The 23,999-nt window shown below is 71.9% G+C and carries 23 protein-coding genes and 1 pseudogene; 10 read left to right on the top strand and 14 right to left on the bottom strand.

Features of this window, described 5'->3' with window-relative positions; genetic code table 11:
- Window positions 1-82: 82 nt before the first annotated feature.
- Complete coding sequence (locus OG488_RS14290) at window positions 83-1,534, top strand: DUF445 domain-containing protein (RefSeq protein ID WP_329229327.1); 1,452 nt, start codon at window positions 83-85, stop codon at window positions 1,532-1,534.
- A 184-nt stretch (window positions 1,535-1,718) separates the two neighbouring features.
- On the opposite strand, the gene OG488_RS14285 is transcribed toward OG488_RS14290, so the two are convergent.
- Together OG488_RS14285 and argG are read right to left on the bottom strand one after the other, a co-directional pair.
- On the bottom strand, window positions 1,719-2,021 hold the full coding sequence (locus OG488_RS14285; protein ID WP_329229325.1) for a hypothetical protein: 303 nt from the start codon (window positions 2,019-2,021) through the stop codon (window positions 1,719-1,721).
- Window positions 2,022-2,107: 86 nt separating this feature from the next.
- A complete protein-coding gene (gene argG / locus OG488_RS14280) occupies window positions 2,108-3,556 on the bottom strand; it encodes an argininosuccinate synthase (RefSeq protein ID WP_329229323.1) in 1,449 nt (482 codons plus the stop codon).
- Window positions 3,557-3,711: 155 nt separating this feature from the next.
- On the opposite strand from argG, the gene OG488_RS14275 reads away from it, so the two are divergent.
- The 3 genes from OG488_RS14275 to OG488_RS14265 are packed head-to-tail and all read left to right on the top strand — an operon-like array spanning window position 3,712 to window position 6,348.
- Window positions 3,712-5,184 (top strand): MFS transporter, encoded by a 1,473-nt coding sequence (locus tag OG488_RS14275; protein WP_329229321.1) that lies wholly within the window; start codon window positions 3,712-3,714, stop codon window positions 5,182-5,184.
- Window positions 5,181-5,771 (top strand): TetR/AcrR family transcriptional regulator, encoded by a 591-nt coding sequence (locus tag OG488_RS14270; RefSeq protein ID WP_329229319.1) that lies wholly within the window; start codon window positions 5,181-5,183, stop codon window positions 5,769-5,771. The genes OG488_RS14275 and OG488_RS14270 overlap by 4 nt, the downstream gene beginning before the upstream one ends.
- A gap of 46 nt (window positions 5,772-5,817) precedes the next feature.
- Window positions 5,818-6,348 (top strand): hypothetical protein, encoded by a 531-nt coding sequence (locus OG488_RS14265; RefSeq protein ID WP_329229318.1) that lies wholly within the window; start codon window positions 5,818-5,820, stop codon window positions 6,346-6,348.
- Between the two features lie 31 nt (window positions 6,349-6,379).
- Here the strand turns inward: OG488_RS14265 and OG488_RS14260 are convergent, their stop codons facing one another.
- A complete protein-coding gene (locus OG488_RS14260; protein WP_329229316.1) occupies window positions 6,380-7,159 on the bottom strand; it encodes a DeoR/GlpR family DNA-binding transcription regulator in 780 nt (259 codons plus the stop codon).
- A 26-nt stretch (window positions 7,160-7,185) separates the two neighbouring features.
- On the bottom strand, window positions 7,186-8,028 hold the full coding sequence (locus OG488_RS14255; protein ID WP_329229315.1) for a class II fructose-bisphosphate aldolase: 843 nt from the start codon (window positions 8,026-8,028) through the stop codon (window positions 7,186-7,188).
- A gap of 306 nt (window positions 8,029-8,334) precedes the next feature.
- On the opposite strand from OG488_RS14255, the gene OG488_RS14250 reads away from it, so the two are divergent.
- Window positions 8,335-9,231 (top strand): RCC1 domain-containing protein, encoded by an 897-nt coding sequence (locus tag OG488_RS14250; RefSeq protein WP_329229313.1) that lies wholly within the window; start codon window positions 8,335-8,337, stop codon window positions 9,229-9,231.
- Between the two features lie 19 nt (window positions 9,232-9,250).
- Here the strand turns inward: OG488_RS14250 and OG488_RS14245 are convergent, their stop codons facing one another.
- Window positions 9,251-10,141, bottom strand: coding sequence for a helix-turn-helix transcriptional regulator (locus OG488_RS14245; RefSeq protein ID WP_329229311.1), 891 nt, complete (start codon window positions 10,139-10,141; stop codon window positions 9,251-9,253).
- A 138-nt stretch (window positions 10,142-10,279) separates the two neighbouring features.
- On the opposite strand from OG488_RS14245, the gene OG488_RS14240 reads away from it, so the two are divergent.
- The 3 genes from OG488_RS14240 to ku all read left to right on the top strand — a co-directional run bounded on the left by OG488_RS14240 (window position 10,280) and on the right by ku (window position 13,526).
- On the top strand, window positions 10,280-10,975 hold the full coding sequence (locus OG488_RS14240) for an SDR family NAD(P)-dependent oxidoreductase (RefSeq protein ID WP_329229310.1): 696 nt from the start codon (window positions 10,280-10,282) through the stop codon (window positions 10,973-10,975).
- 138 nt (window positions 10,976-11,113) lie between these two features.
- Window positions 11,114-12,220: a hypothetical protein gene (locus tag OG488_RS14235; RefSeq protein ID WP_329229308.1), complete on the top strand. Its 1,107-nt coding sequence runs from the start codon at window positions 11,114-11,116 to the stop codon at window positions 12,218-12,220.
- 373 nt (window positions 12,221-12,593) lie between these two features.
- Window positions 12,594-13,526, top strand: a complete 933-nt coding sequence (ku, locus tag OG488_RS14230; RefSeq protein WP_329229307.1) for a non-homologous end joining protein Ku — start codon at window positions 12,594-12,596, stop codon at window positions 13,524-13,526.
- 42 nt (window positions 13,527-13,568) lie between these two features.
- On the opposite strand, the gene ligD is transcribed toward ku, so the two are convergent.
- The 7 genes from ligD to OG488_RS14195 form a co-directional block, all read right to left on the bottom strand.
- Window positions 13,569-14,528 carry a non-homologous end-joining DNA ligase gene (gene ligD, locus OG488_RS14225; RefSeq protein ID WP_329229305.1) on the bottom strand — a complete coding sequence of 320 codons (960 nt, stop codon included), beginning with the start codon at window positions 14,526-14,528 and terminating at the stop codon, window positions 13,569-13,571.
- A gap of 115 nt (window positions 14,529-14,643) precedes the next feature.
- Window positions 14,644-15,984 (bottom strand): SGNH/GDSL hydrolase family protein, encoded by a 1,341-nt coding sequence (locus OG488_RS14220; RefSeq protein ID WP_329229303.1) that lies wholly within the window; start codon window positions 15,982-15,984, stop codon window positions 14,644-14,646.
- A gap of 170 nt (window positions 15,985-16,154) precedes the next feature.
- A complete protein-coding gene (locus OG488_RS14215; protein ID WP_329229302.1) occupies window positions 16,155-16,739 on the bottom strand; it encodes a cysteine hydrolase family protein in 585 nt (194 codons plus the stop codon).
- 22 nt (window positions 16,740-16,761) lie between these two features.
- Window positions 16,762-17,049 (bottom strand): hypothetical protein, encoded by a 288-nt coding sequence (locus tag OG488_RS14210; protein WP_329229300.1) that lies wholly within the window; start codon window positions 17,047-17,049, stop codon window positions 16,762-16,764.
- Window positions 17,046-17,672, bottom strand: a complete 627-nt coding sequence (locus OG488_RS14205; RefSeq protein WP_329229298.1) for an ankyrin repeat domain-containing protein — start codon at window positions 17,670-17,672, stop codon at window positions 17,046-17,048. Before OG488_RS14205 ends, OG488_RS14210 begins: the two co-directional genes overlap by 4 nt.
- Window positions 17,673-17,770: 98 nt before the next feature.
- On the bottom strand, window positions 17,771-19,399 hold the full coding sequence (locus OG488_RS14200; protein ID WP_443074217.1) for a cellulase family glycosylhydrolase: 1,629 nt from the start codon (window positions 19,397-19,399) through the stop codon (window positions 17,771-17,773).
- Window positions 19,400-19,669: 270 nt separating this feature from the next.
- Window positions 19,670-20,356, bottom strand: a complete 687-nt coding sequence (locus OG488_RS14195) for a hypothetical protein (protein WP_329229295.1) — start codon at window positions 20,354-20,356, stop codon at window positions 19,670-19,672.
- A 375-nt stretch (window positions 20,357-20,731) separates the two neighbouring features.
- Between OG488_RS14195 and aac(3) the strand changes: the two genes are divergently transcribed.
- Window positions 20,732-21,604: an aminoglycoside 3-N-acetyltransferase gene (aac(3), locus tag OG488_RS14190; protein ID WP_329229293.1), complete on the top strand. Its 873-nt coding sequence runs from the start codon at window positions 20,732-20,734 to the stop codon at window positions 21,602-21,604.
- A gap of 30 nt (window positions 21,605-21,634) precedes the next feature.
- Here aac(3) and OG488_RS14185 read toward each other — a convergent pair whose 3' ends face one another.
- Complete coding sequence (locus OG488_RS14185) at window positions 21,635-22,501, bottom strand: AraC family transcriptional regulator (RefSeq protein ID WP_329229291.1); 867 nt, start codon at window positions 22,499-22,501, stop codon at window positions 21,635-21,637.
- 546 nt (window positions 22,502-23,047) lie between these two features.
- Between OG488_RS14185 and OG488_RS14180 the strand changes: the two are divergent.
- Window positions 23,048-23,221: pseudogene (locus OG488_RS14180) on the top strand (transposase); the annotation flags it as partial.
- A gap of 111 nt (window positions 23,222-23,332) precedes the next feature.
- On the opposite strand, the gene OG488_RS14175 reads toward OG488_RS14180, so the two are convergent.
- On the bottom strand, window positions 23,333-23,959 hold the full coding sequence (locus OG488_RS14175) for an SMI1/KNR4 family protein (RefSeq protein WP_329229289.1): 627 nt from the start codon (window positions 23,957-23,959) through the stop codon (window positions 23,333-23,335).
- Between the last annotated feature and the right edge of the window lie 40 nt (window positions 23,960-23,999).

Raw genomic sequence — 23,999 nt, 5'->3', positions numbered from 1 at the left:
ACTCGACGTGCGGCCCGGGAGTAGGTGAGGTAGGGACAATGCGTACGGCACGGCGTGACGCGTACGCGGACGGGTGGAGCGGATGGAACAGGACGCGGGACAGGGAACGGGATCCGGGCCGGGCGGCCACGGGCCCCGACGGCCCGGGGCCTCGCCGCCGGGCATCGGTGCCGCGCCCGACGGGCCGCCGGCTCCGGGGCCGGAGGGCGCCGGGGCGGGGCCCGCCGTGGCGGCCGGAGCGCCCGGCGTGCGGCCGAGGCCGTCGCTGGGCGGGTTCGCGTACACCGCCGCCGATGAGGAGAAGCGGCGTGGTGTGCGCCGCATGAAGACCACCGCCACAGGTCTGCTCCTGCTCGTCGCTGTCGTGTACGTCCTCGCCACCTGGGCGGAGAACGCGGGTGTGGGCGGCTGGCCGGGCTACGTCGCAGCGGCTGCCGAGGCGGGGATGGTCGGTGCGTTGGCGGACTGGTTCGCCGTCACGGCGCTCTTCCGGCGCCCGCTCGGTCTGCCCATTCCGCACACTGCCATCATTCCTACCAAGAAGGACCAGTTGGGGGAGTCACTCGGTTCCTTCGTCGGCGAGAATTTTCTCTCCGGAGACGTCGTTCGTGACCGAATTCACGCGCTGGGCGTCGGTTCTCGCCTCGGAGCGTGGCTGGCGGAGCCGGAACACGCGGACCGGGTCACCGCCGAGCTGGCCACCGCGCTGCGCGGCGCGCTGACCGTGCTGCGGGACTCCGATGTGCAGGCGGTGGTCGGGGAGGCGATCACCCGGCGGGCGGACGCGGTGGAAGTCGGCCCGGGCATGGGCAAGATGCTGGAGAAGATCGTCTCGGACGGCGGGCACCGCAAGGTGGTCGACCTCGTCTGTGTACGGGCGCACGACTGGCTGGTCCTGCACGGTGACTCCGTGATGGACGCGGTGCAGGGCGGGGCGCCCGGCTGGACGCCGCGGTTCGTCGACAAGAGGGTGGGGGAGCGGGTCTACAAGGAACTCCTGCGCTTCGTCACGGAGATGCGTGACATGCCGGGCCATCCTGCACGCGGCTCGATCGACACGTTCCTGACGGACTTCGCCGCCGACCTCCAGACGGATTCGGACACCCGGGCCCGGGTGGAGCGGCTGAAGTCGGAGATCCTGGGGCGCGGTGAGGTCCAGGACGTCATCGCCTCCGCGTGGTCCTCCGTACGTACGATGATCATCACGGCCGCCGAGGACGAGCGGAGCGAGCTGCGGCTGCGGGCCCGGGCCTCGCTGATGTCGCTGGGCGCCAGGCTGTCCACGGACGAGCGGCTCCAGGCGAAGCTGGAGGGCTGGCTGGAGGACGCGGCGGCGTACGTCGTCACGACGTACCGCACGGAGATCACCTCGCTGATCAGCGACACGGTGGCCGGGTGGGACGCGGACCAGACGTCGAAGAAGATCGAGGCGCACATCGGCCGCGACCTGCAGTTCATCCGGATCAACGGCACCGTGGTGGGCGCGCTGGCGGGCCTGGCGATCTATACGGTGTCCCACGCGCTGGGGGGCTGACCGGAGGCGTGGCCGTGCTGTCGTCACGGACACGCCCCCGGGTCACGCGGGGAGTTGCTCTTCAGTACGCACCCCACGCGGCCCGTGTTCAATCCCCGGGCACGGACTTTTTTCGGCGCGGGGTGCGCGGGGCGCGGTGGTCCGGCGGGTGTGACGCCGCCCGGAGGCGCGGTGTCGCCGGTGGTCAGGCGCTGCGCCGGGTGACGGCCCAGGACGCGGCGGCGACCCCGCCGGCGACGGCGAACACCGCAGGCCAGGCGCCGACCTTCTTGGCGAGCGGGTGCGATCCGGCGAACGCGGCGACATAGGCGACGGTCAGCCCGGTGGCCGCCTTGGCGCCGGCCTGCCGGTTCCATCCGTACGCGGCGACCGAGCCGGCGGCCGCCAGTGCGACGCCCCCCAGCGGGCGCTTCTTCGTCCAGCGGGCGATTCCGTACCCGCCGACGAGACCGCCCGCCGCCACTGCCGCTGCCGGGACCTTCGCCATTGCCGCCACCTTCGCTCTCCTGCGTCTCCGTCCGGGGATCCGAGGATAGGCCGCCCGCCCGGAGGCCGGGCGGCCCGGGGCCCCGGTCAGTCGGTGCCGAGCTCCATCGCGGCGCGGTCCAGCAGCTCCTCGTCGCCGGAGACCTCGCCGCGCGAGGCGATGGCCTGGGCGCCGCCCTCCGGCATGGCGCCGATCAGGCCGGTCGCCGCCGCCTGTGCGGCGCCGATCAGCGAGGGCTGCGTCGTGCCGACGAGGCCGAGGCCGGCGAACTGCTCCAGGCGGGCGCGGGAGTCGGCGATGTCGAGGTTGCGCATGGTGAGCTGGCCGATGCGGTCCACGGGGCCGAACGCCGAGTCCTCGGTGCGCTCCATCGAGAGCTTGTCCGGGTGGTAGCTGAACGCGGGGCCGGTGGTGTTCAGGACCGAGTAGTCCTCACCGCGCCGCAGCCGCAGGGTGACCTCGCCGGTGACGGCCGAGCCGACCCAGCGCTGCAGCGACTCGCGGACCATCAGGGCCTGCGGGTCCAGCCAGCGGCCCTCGTACATCAGCCGCCCGAGGCGCCGGCCCTCGTTGTGGTAGTGGGCGAGGGTGTCCTCGTTGTGGATGGCGTTGACGAGCCGCTCGTAGACGATGTGCAGGAGCGCCAGGCCGGGAGCCTCGTAGATGCCGCGGCTCTTCGCCTCGATGATGCGGTTCTCGATCTGGTCCGACATGCCCAGCCCGTGGCGGCCGCCGATCGCGTTGGCCTCCATCACCAGGTCGACCGGGGAGCCGAACGACTTGCCGTTGATCGTCACCGGGCGGCCCTGGTCGAAGCCGATCGTGACGTCCTCGGTGGGGATCTCGACCGAGGGGTCCCAGAACCGGACGCCCATGATCGGGTCGACGGTCTCCACGCCGGTGTCGAGGTGCTCCAGGGTCTTCGCCTCGTGGGTGGCGCCCCAGATGTTGGCGTCGGTGGAGTAGGCCTTCTCCGTGCTGTCGCGGTAGGGCAGCCCGTGGGCCACCAGCCACTCCGACATCTCCTTGCGGCCGCCCAGCTCGGTGACGAAGTCGGCGTCGAGCCACGGCTTGTAGATGCGCAGGTGCGGGTTGGCGAGGAGGCCGTAGCGGTAGAACCGCTCGATGTCGTTGCCCTTGAACGTGGATCCGTCGCCCCAGATCTGCACGTTGTCCTCGAGCATCGCCCGGACCAGCAGGGTGCCGGTGACGGCGCGGCCGAGCGGCGTGGTGTTGAAGTACGCGCGGCCGCCCGAGCGGATGTGGAACGCGCCGCAGGCGAGCGCGGCCAGGCCCTCCTCGACGAGCGCCGCCCGGCAGTCGACCAGGCGCGCGATCTCGGCGCCGTAGGCCTTCGCACGGCCGGGCACCGACGCGATGTCGGGCTCGTCGTACTGGCCGATGTCGGCGGTGTAGGTGCACGGGACGGCACCCTTGTCGCGCATCCACGCGACCGCGACCGAGGTGTCGAGGCCGCCCGAGAAAGCGATGCCGACGCGCTCGCCGGTGGGCAGGGAGGTGAGAACCTTAGACATAGGAAGAGTATGCACTCGTTGGTATGTATATGCAAATGGCCTGCGTGAGGCCGCCTGGACCGGTTCCGGGCTGTCGGGGGGCCGGGGGTGCACAAGCGTTTACCCTGTGGGGTGAACGCTTGTGCACCCCTCTTCCTCCCGTGTACGGAGCCCCGATGACCGCACCCGCCCCCGCCGCCGCCCCGCACCACCCACGCCTCGCCGTCGGCGTCCTGGCCTTCTGCGGCGTCGTGGTCGCGATCATGCAGACGATCGTCGTCCCGCTGCTCCCGCACATACCGGAGCTCACCGGCGCCACCCCCTCGGCCGCCAGCTGGCTGGTCACGGTCACCCTCCTCACCGGTGCGGTGTTCACCCCCGTGCTCGGCAGGGCCGGCGACATGTACGGCAAGCGGCGCGTCCTCGTCGCCTCCCTGGGGGTCCTCGTCGTGGGCTCCGTGCTCTGCGCCGTCAGCTCGCAGATCGGCGTGCTGATCGCCGGACGCGCCCTGCAGGGTGCCGCCATCGCCGTCGTGCCCCTCGGCATCAGCATCCTGCGCGACGAACTGCCCCCCGAGCGGGTGCTCTCCGCGGTCGCGCTGATGAGCTCCACGATGGGCATCGGCGCGGCCGTGGGCCTGCCCGTCGCGGCGGTGGTCATCCAGAACTTCGAGTGGCACACCATGTTCTGGGTCTCCGGCGCCATCGGCCTCCTCGACGTCGTCCTGGTCCTGCGCTTCGTACCGGAGTCCCCGATCCGCTCCCGGGGCCGGTTCGACGTGCTGGGCGCGCTGGGCCTGACCGCCGCGCTGGTCTGCCTGCTGCTCGCCGTCACCCAGGGCGGCGGCTGGGGCTGGACATCAGTGACCACCCTCGGCCTGCTCGCCGCCGCCGTGGTCATCGCGCTGGTGTGGGGGGCGTACGAGCTCCGGGTGCGCACCCCCATGGTCGACCTGCGGGTCTCGGCCCGCCCCGCCGTGCTGCTCACCAACATCGCGGCCCTGCTGATCGGCTTCGCGTTCTACGCCAACTCCCTGGTCACCGGCCAGATGGTGCAGGAGCCGAGGACGACCGGCTACGGGCTCGGCGCCTCGCTCGTCGTCAGCGGGCTGTGCATGCTCCCGGGCGGCGTCACGATGGTGCTGCTCTCGCCGGTGTCCGCCCGGATCTCCGGCAAGCACGGCCCGAGGACCAGTCTCGCGCTGGCCTCCGTGATCATCGCCGTCGGTTATGTCGTGCGGTACTTCACCAGCCACAGCCTCTGGACGATCATCGCGGGCGCCACGGTCGTCGCGGCGGGCACGGCGATCGCCTACTCCGCGCTCCCGGCGCTGGTGATGCGGGGGGTCCCCGTCAGCGAGACGGGCGCCGCCAACGGGCTCAACACCCTGATGCGTTCGGTCGGCCAGGCGTTCTGCAGCGCCACGGTGGCCGCCGTGCTCGCCGACATGACGTTCCTGGCGGCGGGCCACGAGGCCCCGACGCTCGGGGCCTACCAACTGGTCTTCCTGATCGCGGCGGGAGCGGCCCTGCTGGGCCTCGCCGTGACGCTGTGCCTTCCGGGCACCCGCGCGGGTGCGGGTACGGTCGGGGGGAAACGCAGGAGCAGCGGCCGTACGCGGCCGATGCCGATCCAGGAGGGCGCATGACCGCCCGAACCACCACGACGACGCCGGTAGCCGGGGGCGCAGTCACGGAAGCTGCGGCCACGGGCAAGGACGCGATCCTCCTCGCCGCCCGCCGTGCGTTCACGCAGCGGCCCTACGCGGAGGTGACGATCCGCGGCATCGCGGCCGACGCGGGGGTGAGCGCGTCGCTCGTGGTGAAGCACTTCGGGCGCAAGGAGGAACTCTTCAACACGGTCGCCGACTTCGGTCCGGCCGCCGACGAGCTGTTCGACGCCCCGCTCGACGGGCTGGGCCGCCACATGGTGCTGACCCTCGTACGCCGGCGCCGGGAGCAGAAGGGGGACCCTCTGTTGCGGGTCGTCTTCTCCCTCGGCAACCACGACGAGCGCTCCCTGCTCCGCGACCGCTTCCACGAGCAGGTCACCGCGCGCCTGACCGCACGTCTCCCCGGCCGCGAACGCGCCCTGCGCGCCGAGCTGATCGCCGGCCACCTCATCGGCCTGGGCGCCACCCTGAGCCTGCACCGCGAGGGCGCGGGCTCCCACGCGACGGCCGAGCACCTCGCGGACCTGTACGCCCCTGCACTGCAGAGCCTCGTCGCCCGCTGAACGACCTGGCGGGATAAGGTCTGGGCCAACTGACGAGGGGGGCCTCATGATGATCCGTACCGGCCTGCGCGCCGCGATACCGGCCGTGCTTCTGGGAGCGTTCCTGGTGGGCTGCGGCGCGGCGACCACCACCGACGGGCCGGGCGGTGACGTCCCGTACGTGGACCCGTCCGAGGCCGCGGCGGCGGCGCAAGAGGCGCAGGCGTCCCTGATGCCGACCCCCTCGCCCACACCGACGCTCGTCATCCAGGCGGACCCGGACGCGCCGGAGCTGGTCCGTGACGCCTTCGCCGGGCTCCAGGCGACCTACCAGGACGGCTGCACCCCCGGCGACGGGAACTGCGCCTACTTCCTGGGCCGGGTCGACGAGGAACTGGACGGCCTGGGCAAGGCGATGAAGGCGGACAAGCAGGGCCCCGGTCACTTCGAGGAGCCCCTGGCCTGGATCGGCACCCTGCGCAAGGGGCTGGGCGGCGACGTCTCCACGCCCAACCTGGAGAAGCACCGCTCGGAGCTCCTCGGCACCCGGGACCGCGTCAACACCTGGATGCAGGGCCACCCGGAGGACTACCGCTGACCAGCCGCCGGGTCACACCCGCAGGGCCGGGTCACACCCGCAGGACGTCGATCCCCAGGGCGGTGAACTGCTCGACGACGTCCTCGGGCGCGTCCTTGTCCGTCACCAGGACGGACACCGCGTCGGTCCCGCAGACCTGGGCGAAGGCGCGGCGGCCGAGCTTGGAGGAGTCGGCGACGACGATGACCGTGCCCGCGCACTCGGCGAGGGCACGGTTGGCGCCGGCCTCGGACTCGTCGTGCGTGGCCGCTCCGAAGCGGGGGTGCACCGCGTCCACACCGAGGATCGTGTAGTCGAGGGCGAAGGTGCGCAGGACGGAGTCGACCAGGGGCCCGACGAGTTCGTACGAGTTCGGCCTGGCCACCCCGCCGGTGACGACGATCTTCACCTGGGGGCGGACGGCCAGCTCGTTGGCGATGTTGATCGCGTTGGTGACCACGGTCAGCGCCGTGCCGCCGCCCGACGGCTCCGGCCGCAGCGCCAGCTCCCTGGCGACCTCCGAGGTCGTCGTCCCGCCGTTGAGGCCGACGGTGGAACCCGTGGGGACCAGTTCGGCCGCGGCCTTCGCGATGCGCTGCTTCTCGTCGGCCCGGCGGGCCGCCTTGTAGCGCAGCGGCAGGTCGTAGGCGACGGCGCTCACCACCGCGCCGCCCCGGGTGCGGGTCAGCAGGTTCTGCCGGGCCAGCTCGTCCAGGTCGCGGCGCACGGTGGCGGCGGAACAGCCGAGCTGTTCGGCGGCGTCGAGTACGTCGAGGTGGCCCTGGTCGCTGAGGATCTCCAGCAGCCGGGTCCATCGGGTGTGTGCCGCCACCTGGTCCTCCTTGCTCGCGGCAAACCCTATCCCGCGGGCCGGGCCAGGACGTCCAGCAGGCGTGCCACCTCCGTGGCGACCGCGTCGCGCGCGGGGCCGAGGTAGGCGCGGGGGTCGGCGGCATCGGCGTGGGTGTCCAGGTGGGCGCGTACGGCCCTGGTGAACAGCTTGTTCAGGTGCGTCGAGATGTTGACCTTCGTCATGCCCGCGCCGACCGCCGCGGCGAGGCCCGTGTCCCCGACGCCCGAGGAACCGTGCAGGACGAGCGGTACGCCCACCGCGTCGCGCAGCCGGGCGATGAGGGCGAGGTCGAGGACGGCGTCGCGGGTCAGCATCGCGTGGGAACTGCCGACGGCCACGGCCAGCGCGTCGACGGCCGTGGCCTCGACGAACGCCCGCGCCTCGTCCGGATCGGTCCGCACGCCGGGGGCGTGCGCCCCGTCCTTGCCGCCGATCTCGCCGAGTTCCGCCTCCACCCAGACGCCGTGGTCGTGGCAGTAGGCGGTGATCTCGCGGGTCGCGGCGACGTTGTCGTCGTACGGGAGCGCCGACGCGTCGAACATGACGGAGGTGAAGCCGAGCCGGACGGCCTCGCGCACCAGCCCGGCCGACTCGGCGTGGTCGAGGTGCACGGCCACGGGCACGCCCGCGGCGCGGGCGACGGCGAGCGAGGCGAGCCCGATCGGTTCGAGGGCGCCGTGATAGCGGGCGGTGTTCTCGCTGATCTGAAGGATCACCGGCAGTCCGGCGGTCTCCGCCCCGCCCACGATGGCCTGCGCGTGTTCGATCTGTACGACGTTGAAGGCTCCGACGCCGGTCGCGCCGGTCCGTGCGCCGTGCGTGATCTCACCGGTGGATATGAGCGGCATGGGCGTCCTTCGCGGATGCGGGCTGCGTGAACCCAGGCGAATGGTGCTCGAAGTTGCTCATTTATAGCGCGTTTGAAGCAGATACGAAAAGTGCGGCGCGGATTCCCCTGGATCCGGAGCTGTTACCCCTGGGGCGCATGCGCTCTCGTGGTTCTCTCGCGCCCGCGGTTGGCCGATTAACTCCCTCTGGAGGGCGCTCTGTTGGACTTGGATGAGGCACACACCCGGGATCCACGACGACCTTGCGAGGGTTGATCCATGCCGAACGGAATCGTCCGACTCCACAGATGCGGAGCAGCGTTGCTGATGAGCGGCCTCCTGGCCGTCATGGCAGGCGGCCCCGCTGCCGCGGCCGAGCCGTCCGTGGTGGCGCCCGCCGCGGACGCGGTCATCTCCTGGGGCGGGAACAACGACTACGGCGAGGGCACCGTTCCGGCCGAGCTGAAGTCGGGCGTCGACGCGATCGCGGGCGGGTACGTCCACGGGCTGGCGCTGAAGGACGGCCGGGTGCTGGGCTGGGGAGCGAACTTCGACGGCCAGCTGACGATGCCCGCCGCGACACAGTCGGGTGTGGACGCCATCGCGGCGGGGGACGACCACAGCCTGGCGCTCAAGGACGGCGAGGTCATCGCCTGGGGCAGCGACGAGTACGGACAGACGGATGTGCCCGCCGAGGCCCGGTCCGGCGTGGACGCGATAGCGGGAGCCGGCCTGGTCAGCCTGGCGTTGAAGGACGGCGAGGTGATCGCCTGGGGCCGGGACTGGAACGGCCTGACGACCGTCCCCGCCGAAGCCCTGTCGGGGGTCACCGCCACGTCCGGGAGCCTCTACACCGCGTTCGCCGTGAAGAACGGCGGGGTGATCGCCTGGGGCGACAACTACTTCGGCCAGACCACGGTGCCCGCGGAGGCGCGGTCCGGTGTGGACGAGGTCGCCGGCGGCCTCTTCCACAGCCTGGCGCTCAAGGGCGGCAAGGTCATCGCCTGGGGCGACAACCGCTACAGCCAGACCACGGTGCCTCAGGAGGCCCTGTCCGGGGTGTCGGCGATCGCCTCGGGCGAGTGGTACAGCCTGGCGCTGAAGAACGGCAAGGTACTCGCCTGGGGCAGCGGACGCAGTGACGCGTCGACCCCGAGCTCGGTGAAGTCCGGGGTCACCGCCATCGCGGCAGGTCCGAACTCGGCCTACGCCCTGAAGGGCTGAGAGGGCGCCGCGCGGTGGTTCACGTCATGGCCTGGGTGCCGATGACGTCGAGCAGACCGAGCCGGGCGGCGGCCTCGCTGCCGGGTGCCGCCGTGTACGCGACGACCCGGAGGTCGCTGCCCGGCGCGACCAGGACGTCGCAGTCGAGGGTGAGCGGGCCGACCTCGGGGTGGTCGATGGTCTTGCTCGATGACTCGTGGACGCCCACGATGCCCGACTCCCACAGCTCCGCGAAGCGGGTGCTCTCCTCCCGCAGGTCCTTGACCAGGGAGCGCAGCCCCTGGTCGGCGGGGTAGCGGGCGGTGGCCGCCCTGAGGTCGGCGACCATCGCGGCCTCGAACTCGGCGCGCTGCCCGGGGGTGGGCCGGGCGCGGCCGGGCCGGCCCGTGAAGTGCCTCCAGGGGATGTTGCGTTCACGGCCGCGCAGGGCGGACGGATCACCGAGCAGGGCCGCCCAGGACGGGTTCCACTCCAGGAGGTTCCACGCGGCGTCGTGGACACTCAGCGGGGCGCCGTTCAGCTGGTCGAGCAGCCTGCGGAGCCCGGGCGGGACGTGGGACGAGATGTGGCCGGGGCCTGGCTCGGGCTGTCCCGCGAGCAGGTACAGGTAGGTGCGTTCGTCGCCGGACAGGCGCAGGGCGCGGGCCAGCGAGGCGAGGACCGGCGGCGAGGGTGAGGTGGCCCGGCCCTGTTCGAGGCGGGTGATGTAGTCGACGGACAGGGAGGCGAGCTGGGCCAGCTCCTCGCGGCGCAGCCCCGCCGACCGTCGTACCCCGCCGGCCGGGAGGCCCACGGTGGCGGGGGAGATCCGGTCGCGCCAGCCGTGCAGGGCCTTGCCCAGGTCGTTGGGGCCCCGCGCTCCCGAAGGGGTCCTCGGGGCCTTGGACGGTTCCTGCTCGGATGCGCTCACCCCTCCAGTATCCGTGCGGGGCCGCCTCACAGCCTGGTACCGGCAGTCCACCCGCTGAGGCGGGTACTGCCTGTCTTCCGCGTCCCCGAGCAGGCTGGAGGCATCGACCGACGTACTGCCGAACACGGGAGCGCCACCATGACCACCACACTCATCACCGGGGCGAACAAGGGCCTCGGCCACGAGACCGCCCGCCGGCTCATCGAGGCCGGACACACCGTCTATGCCGGGGCGCGTGACGCCCGGCGCGGGGAGGAGGCCGCGGCGCGGCTCGGCGCGCGCTTCGTGCAGCTCGACGTCACGGACGAGGAGTCCGTCGAGGCCGCCGCCGCGTTCGTACGGAAGGACGCGGGCGGGCTGGACGTCCTGGTCAACAACGCCGGGATCGTCGGCGTCCGCAAGCCGGTGGGCGAGGTGACCGGGGCGGACATGCGGAGCACGTTCGAGACCAATGTCTTCGGCGCCGTACGCGTGACCAGGGCGTTCCTGCCGCTGCTGGAGGCCGGGAAGGCGCCGGTCGTCGTGAACGTGTCCAGCGGCCTCGGCTCACTGGCGGCGACGAACGACCCGACCCGCGTGGAGTTCTCCGTGGCGGCGCTCGACTACAACTCGTCCAAGACGGCGCTGGTCATGGTCACGTCGCAGTACGCCAAGGCCTTCCCGGGCATCAGGTTCAACGCCGTCGACCCCGGCTACACCGCCACCGACCTCAACGGTCACTCGGGCCCCAAGACGGTGGAGGACGGAGCGGAGGTCATCGTCCGTATGGCTCTCGTCGGCGCCGACGGTCCGACCGGAGGATTCTTCGACGCGGACGGTCCCGCCGCCTGGTGACCGCGTGCGGGGAGGGGCTCGGTGCGGGCCTGGTGAGGGGACGGTCCGCGGCGGGACGTAACGTTTCCGTCCCGCCGGCGCATCAGAGGTGTGAGAGCAACTCGCTTACTTCTCCCACCACTTCAAGGATGCCCACCGATGTTCCTTTCTCTTCCCCGCACAGCGACCGCCCTCGCCGTCGGCCTGGTCGTCGCCCTCACCACCGCGGCCGCGCCGGCCTCGGCCGGCGGCGCGGCCTGGCGTGACATCAGCCCGCCGGAGAGCGACGGCGCCGTGCTGTTCGACGTCGAGACCGCCGGAGGGGCCACCTGGGCGGTCGGTCTGAGGAACGACGCGACCACCCGCTCCTTCGCGCCCGTGGCGCTGCGCTGGACCGGTACGGGATGGGAGGCCCCCGCGCAGCCCGTCGAGCGCGCCCGTCTGGACGACCTCGCCGTCGGCGCACCCGACCAGGTGTGGGCCGTGGGCAGCCAGGAGGAGGAGGGGGGCCACACCAGGGCGCTGCTCCAGCACTGGGACGGATCCGCGTGGAGCGAGGCCGTCCTGCCGTTCCCGGACGGCGCGGACGGGACGTCCCTGTCGGCGGTCGACGTGGACGCGGACGGGTCGGTGTGGGTGATCGGCGGCTACGCCGACGCGGCCGGGCAGTACGTGCCGGTCCTCTTCCGCGGTGACGGGGGCGGCGACTGGAGCGTCCTTCCCGCGGACACCGGCCTCGGCTGGGTCTCCCAGCTGGAGGCCGGGCCCGGAGGAGTCGTCCTCGCCATCGGCGACGGCATCTCCCGCTTCGACGGAACCACCTGGACCGAGCAGCGGGTCCCGCGCGCGCTCAAGGACGCGCTCTTCGACGGCATCGAGGTCGCGGCGCCGGATGACATCTGGGCCGTGGGCCACGTGCGGGACGAGACCCTGTGGCGCCGCCCCGTGGTGCTGCACTTCGACGGGCAGGCGTGGCGCACGGTCCGCACCCCCGCCGAGACCGGCCAGCTGTTCGACGTCACCTTCGACCGCGGGGGCCGGCCGGTGATCGTCGGCGAGTCCATGGATCCCGAGGTCAGCCCGTCCGGAAACTACGTCCTCAAGCTCAACAAGCGCGGTGTCCTCACGCGCGTCGCGGCACTGCCCGGCGCCGGGTTCCTGTACGGCGCCGCGACCGACGAGGCCGGCCGGATCTGGGTCGCGGGCGGCACGTCCGGCGCGGAGGGCGGGATATCCCCGTCGGCGTACGCGGGAATCCGCGACTAGTCGGCCGGCAGGGGGCGTGCGCGGTGGCGCGGTGCTCTCGGACCGGCACGGCGGCTTGGTGTATCCGGCACGTGCCGGGTGCACCCGGCACGACGACCCGGTGCGAGGACGCTGTTCCGTTGCGCGCACGCCCTCGTCCCGGATCGCGCCCCTCGGCCCCGGTGGCCGGGCGCCCCGGCGGACGCCCGTGGCCCAGGGGCGCGCCCCGGTGACCGCGTCCCGTGATCCACATGCGGTCCACGGGCGGGGGAGCGAGGATCGTGGATACGGGCGGTGGCCCGGTGGCGCCTCGGCCCTCTCGGGTCGGTCTCTCCCTTCCAGGCGCGCCGGTCCGCCTCCCGGCCCAGCCGCCAGGGGGGTCTGGAGGAACCGGATGCCGAGGCCCCTGTGGACCGGAGCGATCAGCTTCGGGCTGGTCACCATCCCCATCAAGGTGGTGTCCGCCACCGAGAACCACTCGATCTCCTTCCACCAGTACCACCAGGAGGACATGGGCCGGATCCGCACCCGCAAGGTGTGCGAGATCGACGGCGAGGTCCTCTCGCAGGAGGAGATCGGCAAGGGGTACGAGGTCGCCAAGGACCGGACCGTGCCCGTCACGGACGAGGAACTCGACCGGATGCCGCTGCCGACCGCAAAGGCCATCGAGATCGTCGCGTTCGTGGACGCCGACGACATCGATCCCGTACGCATCAGCGACAGTTACTACCTCGCGGTCGACGGCCAGGTCGCGGCGAAGCCGTACACCCTGCTGCGGAAGGCGCTGGAGCGCAGCGACAAGGTCGCCGTGGCGAAGTTCGCCTGGCACAACCGTGAGCGGCTCGGCCTGCTGCGGGTGCGGGAGGACGCGATCGTGCTGCACTCGATGCGCTGGCCGGACGAGATCCGCAGCCCCGAGTCCCTGGCCCCCCGGGAGACCGAGCTGGACGAGGACGAGATCGAGCGTGCCGTGCAGCTCACCGAGAGCATGGCCCTGGACGGCATCTCCGGCTTCCGTGACCACTACCGGGAGGCGCTGGAGGAGCTCCTGGCGGCCAAGTCCGAGGGCAAGGCGCTCCCGGCGGCGGCGGGGGAGGCCGAGGAGGAGCCGGGGAAGGTCATGGACCTGATGGCCGCGCTGAACGCGTCGGTGAAGGCCGCCAAGGAGACGCGGGGCGAGGACGCGACCGTCCACGAGATGACGCCCGGCAAGCCCCGCGCCCGGAAGAAGGCGGCTCCGGCGGCGAAGAAGCGGGCCTCGGGCAAGGCGGCGGCCAAGAAGCAGCCGGCCAGGAAGACGGCGGCGAAGAAGCGGACGGCCTCCTGACCCCGGCCGTCGCCTCAGCCCCTGCGTCGCCCCCTGCCGCAGTCATCCGATGTCGTCCGGAGCCAGGTCCGGGCGCAGCCGGTGCCAGGAGGGCTGGCGCAGCCGTCCCGCTTTCGTCCGCGTCGAGTACCGCACCTCGCCGACCAGCCGGGGCAGCACCCAGTGCGCGCCCGCGACCGGTGGGGTCTCGTCGAAGGGGCACGCGTCGACCGCGGCGACCCGGAGGAGCTCGGCGAGCCTGGTCCGCTCGGCGTCGCTCCACCCCGTGCCGACACTGCCCGCGTAGCGCAGGCCTCCGGGGTGCCGCTCGCCGACGAGCAGCGCCCCCGGCAGCCCGCCCAGCCGGCCGCGTCCGGGCACCCAGCCCCCGACGATCACGTCGACCGTGCGGGCGTGGCGGATCTTGATCCACGTACGGGCGCGGACCCCGGGCTCGTACGTCGAGGTCAGCTGCTTCGCGACCACGCCCTCCAGCCCGGCCTCCCGCGTCATGGTCAGGGCCTCTTCACCGTGTCCGACGACCACCGAGGGGGTCGACCAGCGCGGCCCCTCCAGCCCGAGCGCCTCCAGCGCCGCCCGCCGCTCCGTGTAGGGCAGCTGCGTGAGGCTCCTGCCCCGCAGGAACACGGCGTCGAACAGCACCAGGTGCGCCGGGACGCGCCGCGCCGCATGCGCGGCCTTCGCGGGCGAGCCGGAGAGCCCCATCCGCTGCTGGAGCCGCTCGAAGTCGCTGCGCCCCTGGTCGTCCAGCGCGACGATCTCGCCGTCCAGCACCGCCGCTACGCCGCCGAGCGCCGGGCCCAGCGCCGCCAGGTCCGGGTAGGCCGGGGTGATGTCGGCCCCGGACCTGGCCAGCAGCCGGACCGTCCCGTCCCCCGGCAGATACGCCATGGCCCGCTGGCCGTCCTGCTTCACCTCGTACGCCCACTGCTCGTCCACGGCGGCGGGCGGAAGGCGGCCGGGGGTGGCGAGCATGGGGGTGAACCGGGGCAGAGAGGCCATGGCGGCAGCCTCTCAGCAGACGGGACGGTGCGGGGGCGGGCGCCGGGGTGCGTGTCGGGGTGGTTTCAGGGCGGGCGGGCTCCTGCAGTGAGGGTCCTGCATGTCTCGGCGCCGCTCAGTTGTAGCCGAACCCCCGGGGCAGTGGCGTCTGACGGAACAGGTGGACGGGGACGGCCTCGGCCATGACCCGGTAGCCCGTGGGGTTGAGGTGCAGGTGGTCGCCCGTGTCCAGGTCGGCCCGGAGCTGCCGGGGCGCCCCGGGGTCGCGGACGGCACGGTCGAAGTCGATCACGCTGTCGAAGCGCCCGCTCGTACGGATCCACGTGTTGACCGTCCGCCGGGCCTGCTCGCGGTGGCCGGCCGGGTCGTCGTACGCGGTGTTGCCGCCGATCGGGGTCAGCGTCGCCCCGTACACGCGGATGCCCTGGGTGTGGGCCCGGGTGATGATCTGCTCGTACGCGGCGATGACGTCGGCCGCGACCTGCTGTTGCGCGGCGGGCGTGGCTCCGGCCGTGCCGATGTCGTTGACGCCCTCGAAGACGAGGAGCCGGTCCACGCCGCTCTGTGCGAGGACGTCACGGTCCAGGCGGGCCAGCCCGTTGGGGCCCAGGCCGTCGTCGAGCAGCCGGTTCCCGCCGGCCGCCTGGTTGACCACGGCGGTCTTCGACGTCGCCGCCCCGGACCGCAGCCGTTTCTGCAACTGGTCGGGCCAGCGGTCGTTCCCGTTGGTGGTGGAGCCCCGGCCGTCGGTGAGCGAGTCACCGAGCACCACGGCCGCCGAGGTGGTGCTCCTGGACCAGACCTCGACGCCGCTGAGGAAGTACCAGTGGTCCGTGGGCGTCGCGCCGGGCAGGTCCGCGTCGGCCACGTGGTCACCGGACCGCAGGTAGGACGTCGTACGGGAGCCGGGGTGCGAGGTGATGGAGGTGGAGGCCTGGCCGGTCGCCAGATACACCGTCGCGGTGAGGTCGGACCCCGGCGCGAGACGGAAGTCGAGTGGGTCCGAGACCGCCTGGGCGCCCACCGGTACCGACACCGAGGAGCGGCCCTGGAAGGTCACGGGGCGCGTGGTCCCGGCCGTGACGGCGCTCGTGCCGGCCTTGCCGTCGAGGGGCAGGGCCACGGAGACCTTGGTGATCGGCAGCGCGGCCCCTCCGAAAGCGTTCGAGAAGCGCAGCCGGACGTGTTCACCGCCCGCGGAGACATGGACCGTCTGGCGCAGCGTGGCATCGGTCAGGACGGAGTCGGCCCGGGTGAACGGCGCCGGGGGCATGTTGCCCGGTTCCGTCAGCTGCGGCATGGACGTCCAGGTGCTCACCCAGCGGGCGTTGCGCTCGTCGGGCGCCGGTGAGCTGCCCGGACCGCGGCCGTCCCCGGCGCCGAGCGCGGGGGAGACGACCGCTGCGGTGAGCGCGGCGGCGGTGAACAGGCTGAGGATCGACGATCTTCGGATCACGGTGGTGCTCCCTCTTGCTGGGTGGGGGAAGCAGGGTGAATCCGTGGATGCGGACAGCGCGTTCACCGGGTCCGGGGGGATTCGAGCGGCAGGCTAGCCGCTTCGATAATTTCGGTCAATGCGTCGAAACGTTCGAAAACTTTCGGTGTGGACGGCTCGGTGGGACGGCGTCAGCCGGCGGTGGACCGGGGAGCGGTGAACGTGACGTCGGCGGCCCGGGCGGTGACATCGGCGTCCCTGCTCAAGGGCCAGGCGGCGACCCGCGAGACCATGGCGGCCGGGACCGCGGGGCTGATGCCGGGCTCCGCCGGGATGTCGTACGTCGCGTGGGCGTCGTGGGGCAGGGCGACCCGGTAGCCCCGCGCCACCGCCGTACGGGCCGTCGCCTGCACGCACATCTCCGACATCAGGCCGCAGACGACCACCGACCGCACCCCGGACGCGGTCAACAGGTCCTCCAGCGAGGTCTCCTGGAACGCGTCGTCATGGGTCTTGCGGATCGCCACCTCGGCGGGCCCCGCCTCGACCGGGTGGTGCAGCTCCCAGCCGTCCGTGTGGGGTTCGTCGTCCGCGCCGGCCGCTCCGTCGTTCTGGACGTGGACGACGAGCGCCCCGGCCGACCGTGCCCGAGCGATCAGTCCGGCCGTCAGGTCCACGAGGCGCGCCGCCTCGGGCAGCGCGTTGTCACCGCGGACGAACGCCCGCTGGACGTCGACAACGACAAGGGATTCATAGGGAGTTGTGTGCAGCGTCATGCCGCAATGATGACCTGGGGTGTCAGGCACCCAGCGCGTGGCCCGCGAGGGACAGGCGCATCGCGCACGGGTCCTCCGCCTCGACGGTGACGGGGATGCCCCAGTGCGCGCTCAGCATGCCGCCCACGGCGACGAGCCGCCGGCGCTCCTCGGGGGTGTACGCGGGGAAGCGGGTCCAGCCCCGATCGGCGAGCGCGTTGCCCAGCTCGGTGAACAGGGTCGCTCTGGCGCGCTGTTCCTCGTCGCTCGTCAGCGGGGTGGGCCCGGAGCCGGGCCCCATGGGGTGCACGTTGTACAGGTCGCGGATCACGGGGCCATCCTCCCAGGAGCGCCCGCGTCGCGTAGGGCCCCGATGATGAGTGCGCAGTCCCGTCGTGACGCCGGAAGGCGTCGGCCCCGCTCGACGGCGAGCTCCAGGGCGGCGCCCGAAGGGTCCGCGCCCCGGCGGAGCAACTGGCTCACCATGTCGACCCGCCCGAACCACACGGCCCACTCCAGGGCCGTGAGGTCCCTCAGCCGCAGCCCGATGTCGGCGCCCCGGTCCAGCAACAGGTCCACCACCTCCGGGCAGGTCGGGCCAGGGACGGCGGACGAGGCGGCGAACAGGAGCGGAAAACCGGTGCGGCACTCCTGGTCCGGGTGTGCTCCGGCGTCGAGCAGGCTGCGCACGATCTCCGTCCTGCTGTACGTCGCCGCCAGGGCGAGGACCGTCAGCTCCCCCCACTCGCCCGCCTCCTGCTCCGGATCGGCGCCTGCGGCGAGGAGCAGGCGCACCACCTCGCCGTGGCCGTGGCGTACCGCCAGGTCCAGTGCGGTGCGCCCGTCAGCCCGGTGATCGGCCGGTACCCCTTCGTCGAGGAGACCGGCCACCAGGGCGGCATCGCCGTCCTCCGCCGCCCGGACGAGTTCTCGCGCCGTGTCGTCCGTCCGCATTGCGTGATCATGACCGGCGGCCCGGGTTTCGGGAAGGGGGGCGGGGAAAGGAGCCGGCCGGCAGGAGTGGTGGCCCCTGCCGGCCGGGGAGGCCCTGGTCAGGCCTTCGTGCAGGTGGTGCCGCTCAGTGAGAAGGCCGTCGGGGCCGTGTTGGTGCTGCCCTTGGTGCCGGTGAATCCGAGTGTGACCGAGCCGTTCGCCGCGATCTGCGCCGTGTATCCGGCGGGGGCGACGCTGACCGCGGAGCCGCTCTGGGTGGGCGTTCCGCCCCACATGTTGGAGACCGTCTGGCCGTTGGCGAAGGCGAAGCCGAGGTTCCAGCCGTTGATGGTGCTCGTGCCGGTGTTGCGGATGACGATCTCGCCCTGGAATCCACCGGGCCACTCACCGACCACCCGGTAGCCGACGGAGCAGCCCACGCCCGGCGTGGGGCCGCTCTTGTCCGTGGTGACGCCCACCGTGGCGGACCGGGCCGAGCGGTTGCCGGCGGCGTCGCGGGCGTAGACGGCGAAGGTGTACGCCGTGTCCGCGGTGAGGCCGGTCACCGTGACGCTGTTGGTGGTCGACGAGGCGGCCGTCGTCTCGGTGCCGCCGCTGACCCGGACGACGTCGTACCCGGCGATGGCAACGTTGTCGGTCGCCGCGGTCCAGGTGAGGGTGGCGGAGGTGGCCGTCACCGCGGAGGCGGCCGGGGTGCCGGGGGCGGTGGGGGCCTGGGTGTCGCCGGGGCCGCCGCCACCGAAGACGGTGGCCTCCTCGGAGGTCTGCGCGATGCCGTTGGCGCCGTGGAAGATGCGCTCGCCCCAGGAGCTCAGCCGACTCGGGTCGAAGTCGATGGCCAGGTCGAGGATCGGGTCGGTGTTGCCGCTCCAGGACCATGCCAGGTAGCCGAGGCGGAGCTTCTCGGCGGTGGCCATCATGGTGTCCTCGTCCGGGTCACCCCACTGGTCGGCCGGGCCTCCGAACTCACCGATGAGGATCGGGAGTCCGGCGTCGACGAAGGCGTTCAGGTAGTCGGTGACCGCCTGGGCCGTGTTGTAGACGCTGTACATGTGGATCGAGAAGATCAGGTTGCCCGTGGTGTCGGCGTCGTACACGGCCTGGGCGTTGGCGCGCATGACGCCCTGCCAGTCCTGGCCCCAGTTGGGCGCGTCCACCATGATCGTGTGGGCGAAGCCGGCGGAGCGCAGCTTCTTGACCGCGGCGGTCGTGGGAGCGGTCCAGCCGGCGGGGTCGGTGTTGCCCCAGGGCTCGTTGCCGATGTTGACGATGACGTAGTCCTCCTGGCCCGCGAGGACGTCCTTGAGGCTGATCCAGTAGTCGGCCGCGTGGTCGAGCGTGCCCGCTGCCGCGTCCTCTCCGTACCCGGTGGTGTCGTGCACCTCCAGTACGCAGATCAGCCGGTTGGTCTTGCAGTCGGCGATGATGCCCGCGACTTCGGCGGGGCCGTTCCTCGTCCAGCGGTGGCCGTCGGAGAGGACCACGCGGACGGTGTTGGCGCCGAAGGCCTTGATGTCGGCCAGGGACTGCGTCTCGCCCGGGTACCAGGTGTGCGCGTGGTTGACGCCGCGCATGACGAAGTCGTTGCCGTTGCCCTCCAGCAGACGGCCGTCGCTGATGTGCAGGCCCGTGGCGGCGGCCTCCGCCCGTACGGGATCGGCCTGCGCCGCGGCAGGGCCGAGCCCGCCCAGCAGGACGACGCCGAGAAGGGTGGCGAGGCCCTTCATCAGGACGGTTAAGGGGCTCTTTCGTGCCGTGCTCGTTGCTGATCTCACTGCGACTCCAGAAAGGTGGGTGCCGGGTGACGCAAACATCGGATGGCTTGATGGGAGCGCTCCCATAAAGCCATCTCGGCAGGGGCACGTCAAGACATCGCGCAGAGATGGGAGTCGTGGTGGTGCGGCGTGACATGCCGCAGGGCCCGCACCTCCGGGTGCGGGCCCGTCGTCGGCACGTCAGGCATGCCGGAGCGCGGCCGGGCTCGGCGTGAGGAGCCGTCAGGCCTTGCTGGTGCAGATCGCGTCGTACGGACGTCCCGGGCTCGGGAACAGCTCGATGGGGTTGTCCGCCGCCGCCGGGCACTCCTCGGCGGTCTTGGTCAGGGCGAGGACCTTGCTGCCGCCGCTCGCGCAGGCGACCTCCTTCGCCTGGTCGTCCACGCAGTCGCCCACCACGAGCTGGCCGCCGCCCGCGCCCGCGTCGCCGGGGTGGTCGTCGGAGAGGTTACGGCCGCAGATGGTCTTGCTGGGCAGGCCGGCGCTCGCGTCCCCGCCGAAGGACACCTTCACCGAGATGATCTCGTCGGTGCCGGCCGGGCATTCGACGGCTCCGGCGAACATCTCGCCGTCCTTGACCTCGAGCGCCTTGATCGTCGCCTTCGGGTCGTCGCAGTCGAGCGGCTGGAAGCCGTCCTTGGACTCGCTCGTGTCCGGTCCGGCGCAGTCGCCGACCTTCCAGTCCTTCGCCGCGTGGCTGCCCCCGCCCGACGACCCGCCACCCCTCTTCGAGGATCCACTGCCGCTGTCCGAGAACGGCCCGCACGCCGTGGTCGCCCCGAGCGCGAGCGTGAGGACCAGGACCCCCTTCGCGCAGTTCCGAAGGGCCGTACGAGCGCCGCGCGGTGACGGGGATATCGCGCCGCCCGTGCGGCCGTTCCGGGGTCTGGTGCTGCCGTGGACGGTCATGCTGCTCCTTGGATACCTGGCGCGTCCCGCGCGGCACCCGCTGTAGCCGTGCGGTGGTTCGGGCGTGAGGACGGCCGAACCACGCGGTGCGGTTCCCGGAGTCTGTGGAGTCTCTGTGAACGGCGCGATGGCCGGAACCGGCCGGTGGCTGCGGTGCACCTCGCCCTCCGACTGCGGGCTCCGGAAGGGGTCACCGGCGGAGCAGGCCCGGGAGACCGTAGCCGCTGGTGGCCGGTTCCGTGCGGTTCTTGCCGGTGGTGCCCGGTTCCGTGCGGTTCTCGCCGGTGATGCCGGGCGCGCGCCGGAGAGTTCGGTCCAGCGCCGCAGTTCGTCGCCTGACCCCCGCCCGCGCGAGCGAGCGGTAGCGTCGCCCCCATGGACGAACCGCCCTCGCACCAGGCCACCTTGCTCGCACGCGCCGACGGTCCCGTCACCCGTGCCCGGCTCGTCCGGGACCTGGCCGCGCTCGGTCTCGCCGAGGGTGACACGGTGATGTTCCATACGCGGATGTCCGCCCTCGGATACGTGGCCGGTGGTCCGCAGACCGTCATCGGCGCTCTCGTCGAGGTCGTGGGTGAGCGGGGAACCCTCATGGTGACCTGCGGCTGGAACGACGCCCTGCCGTACGGCTTGACCGGCTGGCCGCAGCCCTGGCAGGACGCCGTACGGGCCGAGCACCCGCCGTACGACCCGCTGTTGAGTGAGGCGGAGCATGACAACGGCCGCCTCCCGGAGGCCCTGCGCCGGTGGCCGGGGGCCGTCCGCAGCCGGCACCCCGACGTGAGCCTCGCGGCGCTCGGGGCGGCGGGCGCCGAGCTGATGTCCGACCACCCGTGGGACGACCCGCACGGACCCGGCAGTCCGCTCGCCCGGCTGGTCGCCCTGGACGGGCGGGTGCTGATGCTTGGGGCGCCGCTGGAGACCCTCACCCTCCTGCACCACGCCGAAGCGCTCGCCGACGCGCCGGGCAAACGGTTCGTGGAGTACGAGCAGCCGGTCCTGGAAGGCGGGCGGCGCGTCTGGCGCCGGTTCCGCGACATCGACTCGTCGGAGGGGGCCTTCGACTACTCCTCGGTCACGCCCGCCGGACAGGACCCGTTCGAGACGATCGTCCGGGACATGCTGGCCGCCGGGATCGGGCGCCGGGGGAAGGTGGGCGCCGCCGAAAGCCACCTCTTCGAGGCCCGCGAGGTCCTGGACTTCGGCCTCACCTGGATCCGCGAGAAGCTCGGCGGCGGCGCCCCTTAGCCGTGCCCCCGGCGGCCGGAACGGCACCGCTCAGGCGGAGGACCGCTCCACGGGGATCCACAGCTCCGCGTCCGCCTGCGTCCCGTTCTCGGAGAGCCGCACACTCAGGATCTCGGGGCCCGGCCTGCTCCCGTACGGGTTCGACGGGAACCACTGGGTGAAGACGTCCCGCCACAGGTACTGGAGCGCCTGCGGAAACGGGCCGGAGTTGTCGAAGACGGCCCACAGACCGGCCGGGACGTCCAGGGCTTCCATGCCCTCCGGCACCTCGGCACCCGTCACCACCCCGTGGTAGTAGTCGAGTTCGGTCCCCTCCGCCCGGCTCGGGTCGAGTTGGTCGCTGACCCCGACGATCCCCGCGGGTTCCTGGTCGGCCAGTGCGGCGATGCGCTCCACCGTGTCCTTCGGGAGGGACCGGATGAAGTCGGCGATCGCCGGATTCGCCCCCTCGTGGACGAGTGGCACACGGGCCCTCCTGCCGACGACGCGGAACGCGTCCTTGTCCACGATCCTGTATCGCATGCTGCTGCTCCCTTCGATGACGAGGCGGAAGGACATCCGGGGCTGGGAGTTCAACGCCGCACCGGTCCGCCGGGCCTCGCCCGGGCCCACGCCGTGCATGGTGCGGAACGCGCGGGCGAAGGCCTCGCCCGAGCCGTAGCCGTAGCGGGTCGCGACGTCCAGCAGTGTCCGGTCACCCGCGAGCACCTCGGCGCCCGCCACGGTGAGCCGTCTGCGCCGGATGTACTCCGACAGCGGGAGACCCGCCAGAGCCGAGAACATCCGCCGGAGGTGGTACTCCGACGTCATCGCGATGCGTGCCAGACCTGCCACGTCGATCGGCTGGTCGAGGTGGGCCTCGATGTGCTCCATGGCCTGGTTCAGCCGGTCCAGCATCCCGGACTCCTTCCTTTCGGGTCTCACGTTAGGAACGGCCCACCCTGCCGGACCCGACATCCTGTGCCCGATCCGGTCGGGTGCGCCGCGCACCGTTCGGATGCATCGACTTCTCACCGGCGCGCTGTTTGACCAGGGGGTCCAGCTAGGGCCTGTCCGAGGAGTCGTGGCGGGGCGCACAGTCGCCGGTTCGGCTCGGTTGATCGTTGTAGCCGGAATCCAACTCACGACAGGTTCTGTTCGACCTGGGCTGAGGGCGTTCGGATGCGCCTTCCGTCCCTGATGGCGGTGGGTGCGCTGTGGTGACGGCTGCGGCTGCGCGACGTGGGAGGTAGGTGGGCTGACGGCGGGGCAGACGACGGGGTCGACTGTGCTCGTGCCCGATCTCGTTCGGCGGGGGTGGCAGTCCTCGGCAGTTTGTTCAGCTGCGCAGCCATAGCCTGATCGCGGCCACGGCGACCGTGCCGTGAAAGACGTACGCCCTCTGGTCGTAGCGCGTGGCCACCGCTCGAAAATATGGCGGGCGACATCGAGTGGCTGGCGTCTGTCGATTCTACGGTCGTCCGGGCCCACCAGGCATGCGGCGGGTGCCCGAAAAGGGGGCTCCGCGACCCGGCCCTCGGTCGGTCCCGAGGTGGTCTGACCAGCAAGATTCACCTGGCCTGTGACGGCCGGGGCCGGCCTCTTGCTTTCGTCATCACGGGCGGCAACACCAATGACTGCACCAGTGGCGCGGCATCGCAACCCGCTATGACAAGACCGCCCAGTCCTACGAAGCGGCCGTCACCCTGGCATCGCTCCTGATGTGGGCGTGAAGGCTGACGAACCAACTCAGTCCTCGTCCTCCTCCATACTCTCGTACCCGGAGCGGATCAACGCGGAGAAGCTGGGGTACTTCGTCGGGTTGCCGTACTTTGGTGCGAACTCGTAGGCGGCCCACTCGCCGTCCGGCCCGACGTCGGTCGGATCGAGCAACCAGAAGTCCTCTCCCCGGGCGACCTCGATGGACCGGCGAAACAACTGAACATCGTCCTCGTTGCCGGGTATCGAGTCGTAGGTATCAGTCACGCGTCTGCCGGCCTCGCTGTCCCGCATCCACAAGACGCAACCGCAGGAATGGACACCGTCCACCCAGGCATCCAGGCGCGTCCATCCGTCGCTCGCCAGGAAGAATCCCCGCAGACTCGGTGGGAACCGCACTCCGAGCCGCTCCTCGGATGCCACCAGAGCTTCCTCCCGAGCAGGGGGTTCACCCAACCACAGCTCAACCCGCCCCCCTCGATCCAGAACCTCCAACTGATCGTCATCCAGCAGATCGACCAACTCCTCACCTTCGGCACGGACCTTCACGTACAGCTCGCCGTATCGCTCCAGAAAGACACGCCACTCCTCCGGCGTGGTCAGAACACCGGCAACTTCATTCTCTTCAGGCTCAGTTGTCTCACTCATGCCGATCATGGTGCCAGGTGGCTATGACAATGCGGATGGCTGCCGAACG

The organism is Streptomyces sp. NBC_01460 (genome assembly GCF_036227405.1).
Lineage (GTDB): Bacteria > Actinomycetota > Actinomycetes > Streptomycetales > Streptomycetaceae > Streptomyces.
Note: the sequence above shows the minus strand (reverse complement) of the source record. Positions and strands in the feature narration are given on the sequence as shown.

Excerpts from the sequence above, each read along its gene's own strand:
- OG488_RS14240 (WP_329229310.1), top strand. The coding sequence starts at position 10,280 with ATGACCACCACACTCATCACCGGGGCGAACAAGGGCCTCGGCCACGAG.
- OG488_RS14185 (WP_329229291.1), bottom strand. The coding sequence starts at position 22,501 with ATGCTGGACCGGCTGAACCAGGCCATGGAGCACATCGAGGCCCACCTC.
- OG488_RS14215 (WP_329229302.1), bottom strand. The coding sequence starts at position 16,739 with ATGACGCTGCACACAACTCCCTATGAATCCCTTGTCGTTGTCGACGTC.
- OG488_RS14270 (WP_329229319.1), top strand. The coding sequence starts at position 5,181 with ATGACCGCCCGAACCACCACGACGACGCCGGTAGCCGGGGGCGCAGTC.
- OG488_RS14175 (WP_329229289.1), bottom strand. The coding sequence starts at position 23,959 with ATGATCGGCATGAGTGAGACAACTGAGCCTGAAGAGAATGAAGTTGCC.
- OG488_RS14275 (WP_329229321.1), top strand. The coding sequence starts at position 3,712 with ATGACCGCACCCGCCCCCGCCGCCGCCCCGCACCACCCACGCCTCGCC.
- OG488_RS14205 (WP_329229298.1), bottom strand. The coding sequence starts at position 17,672 with ATGCGGACGGACGACACGGCGCGAGAACTCGTCCGGGCGGCGGAGGAC.
- OG488_RS14255 (WP_329229315.1), bottom strand. The coding sequence starts at position 8,028 with ATGCCGCTCATATCCACCGGTGAGATCACGCACGGCGCACGGACCGGC.
- OG488_RS14195 (WP_329229295.1), bottom strand. The coding sequence starts at position 20,356 with ATGACCGTCCACGGCAGCACCAGACCCCGGAACGGCCGCACGGGCGGC.
- ku (WP_329229307.1), top strand. The coding sequence starts at position 12,594 with ATGCCGAGGCCCCTGTGGACCGGAGCGATCAGCTTCGGGCTGGTCACC.
- ligD (WP_329229305.1), bottom strand. The coding sequence starts at position 14,528 with ATGGCCTCTCTGCCCCGGTTCACCCCCATGCTCGCCACCCCCGGCCGC.
- argG (WP_329229323.1), bottom strand. The coding sequence starts at position 3,556 with ATGTCTAAGGTTCTCACCTCCCTGCCCACCGGCGAGCGCGTCGGCATC.
- OG488_RS14285 (WP_329229325.1), bottom strand. The coding sequence starts at position 2,021 with ATGGCGAAGGTCCCGGCAGCGGCAGTGGCGGCGGGCGGTCTCGTCGGC.
- OG488_RS14235 (WP_329229308.1), top strand. The coding sequence starts at position 11,114 with ATGTTCCTTTCTCTTCCCCGCACAGCGACCGCCCTCGCCGTCGGCCTG.
- OG488_RS14290 (WP_329229327.1), top strand. The coding sequence starts at position 83 with ATGGAACAGGACGCGGGACAGGGAACGGGATCCGGGCCGGGCGGCCAC.
- OG488_RS14250 (WP_329229313.1), top strand. The coding sequence starts at position 8,335 with ATGAGCGGCCTCCTGGCCGTCATGGCAGGCGGCCCCGCTGCCGCGGCC.
- OG488_RS14200 (WP_443074217.1), bottom strand. The coding sequence starts at position 19,399 with ATGAAGGGCCTCGCCACCCTTCTCGGCGTCGTCCTGCTGGGCGGGCTC.
- OG488_RS14265 (WP_329229318.1), top strand. The coding sequence starts at position 5,818 with ATGATGATCCGTACCGGCCTGCGCGCCGCGATACCGGCCGTGCTTCTG.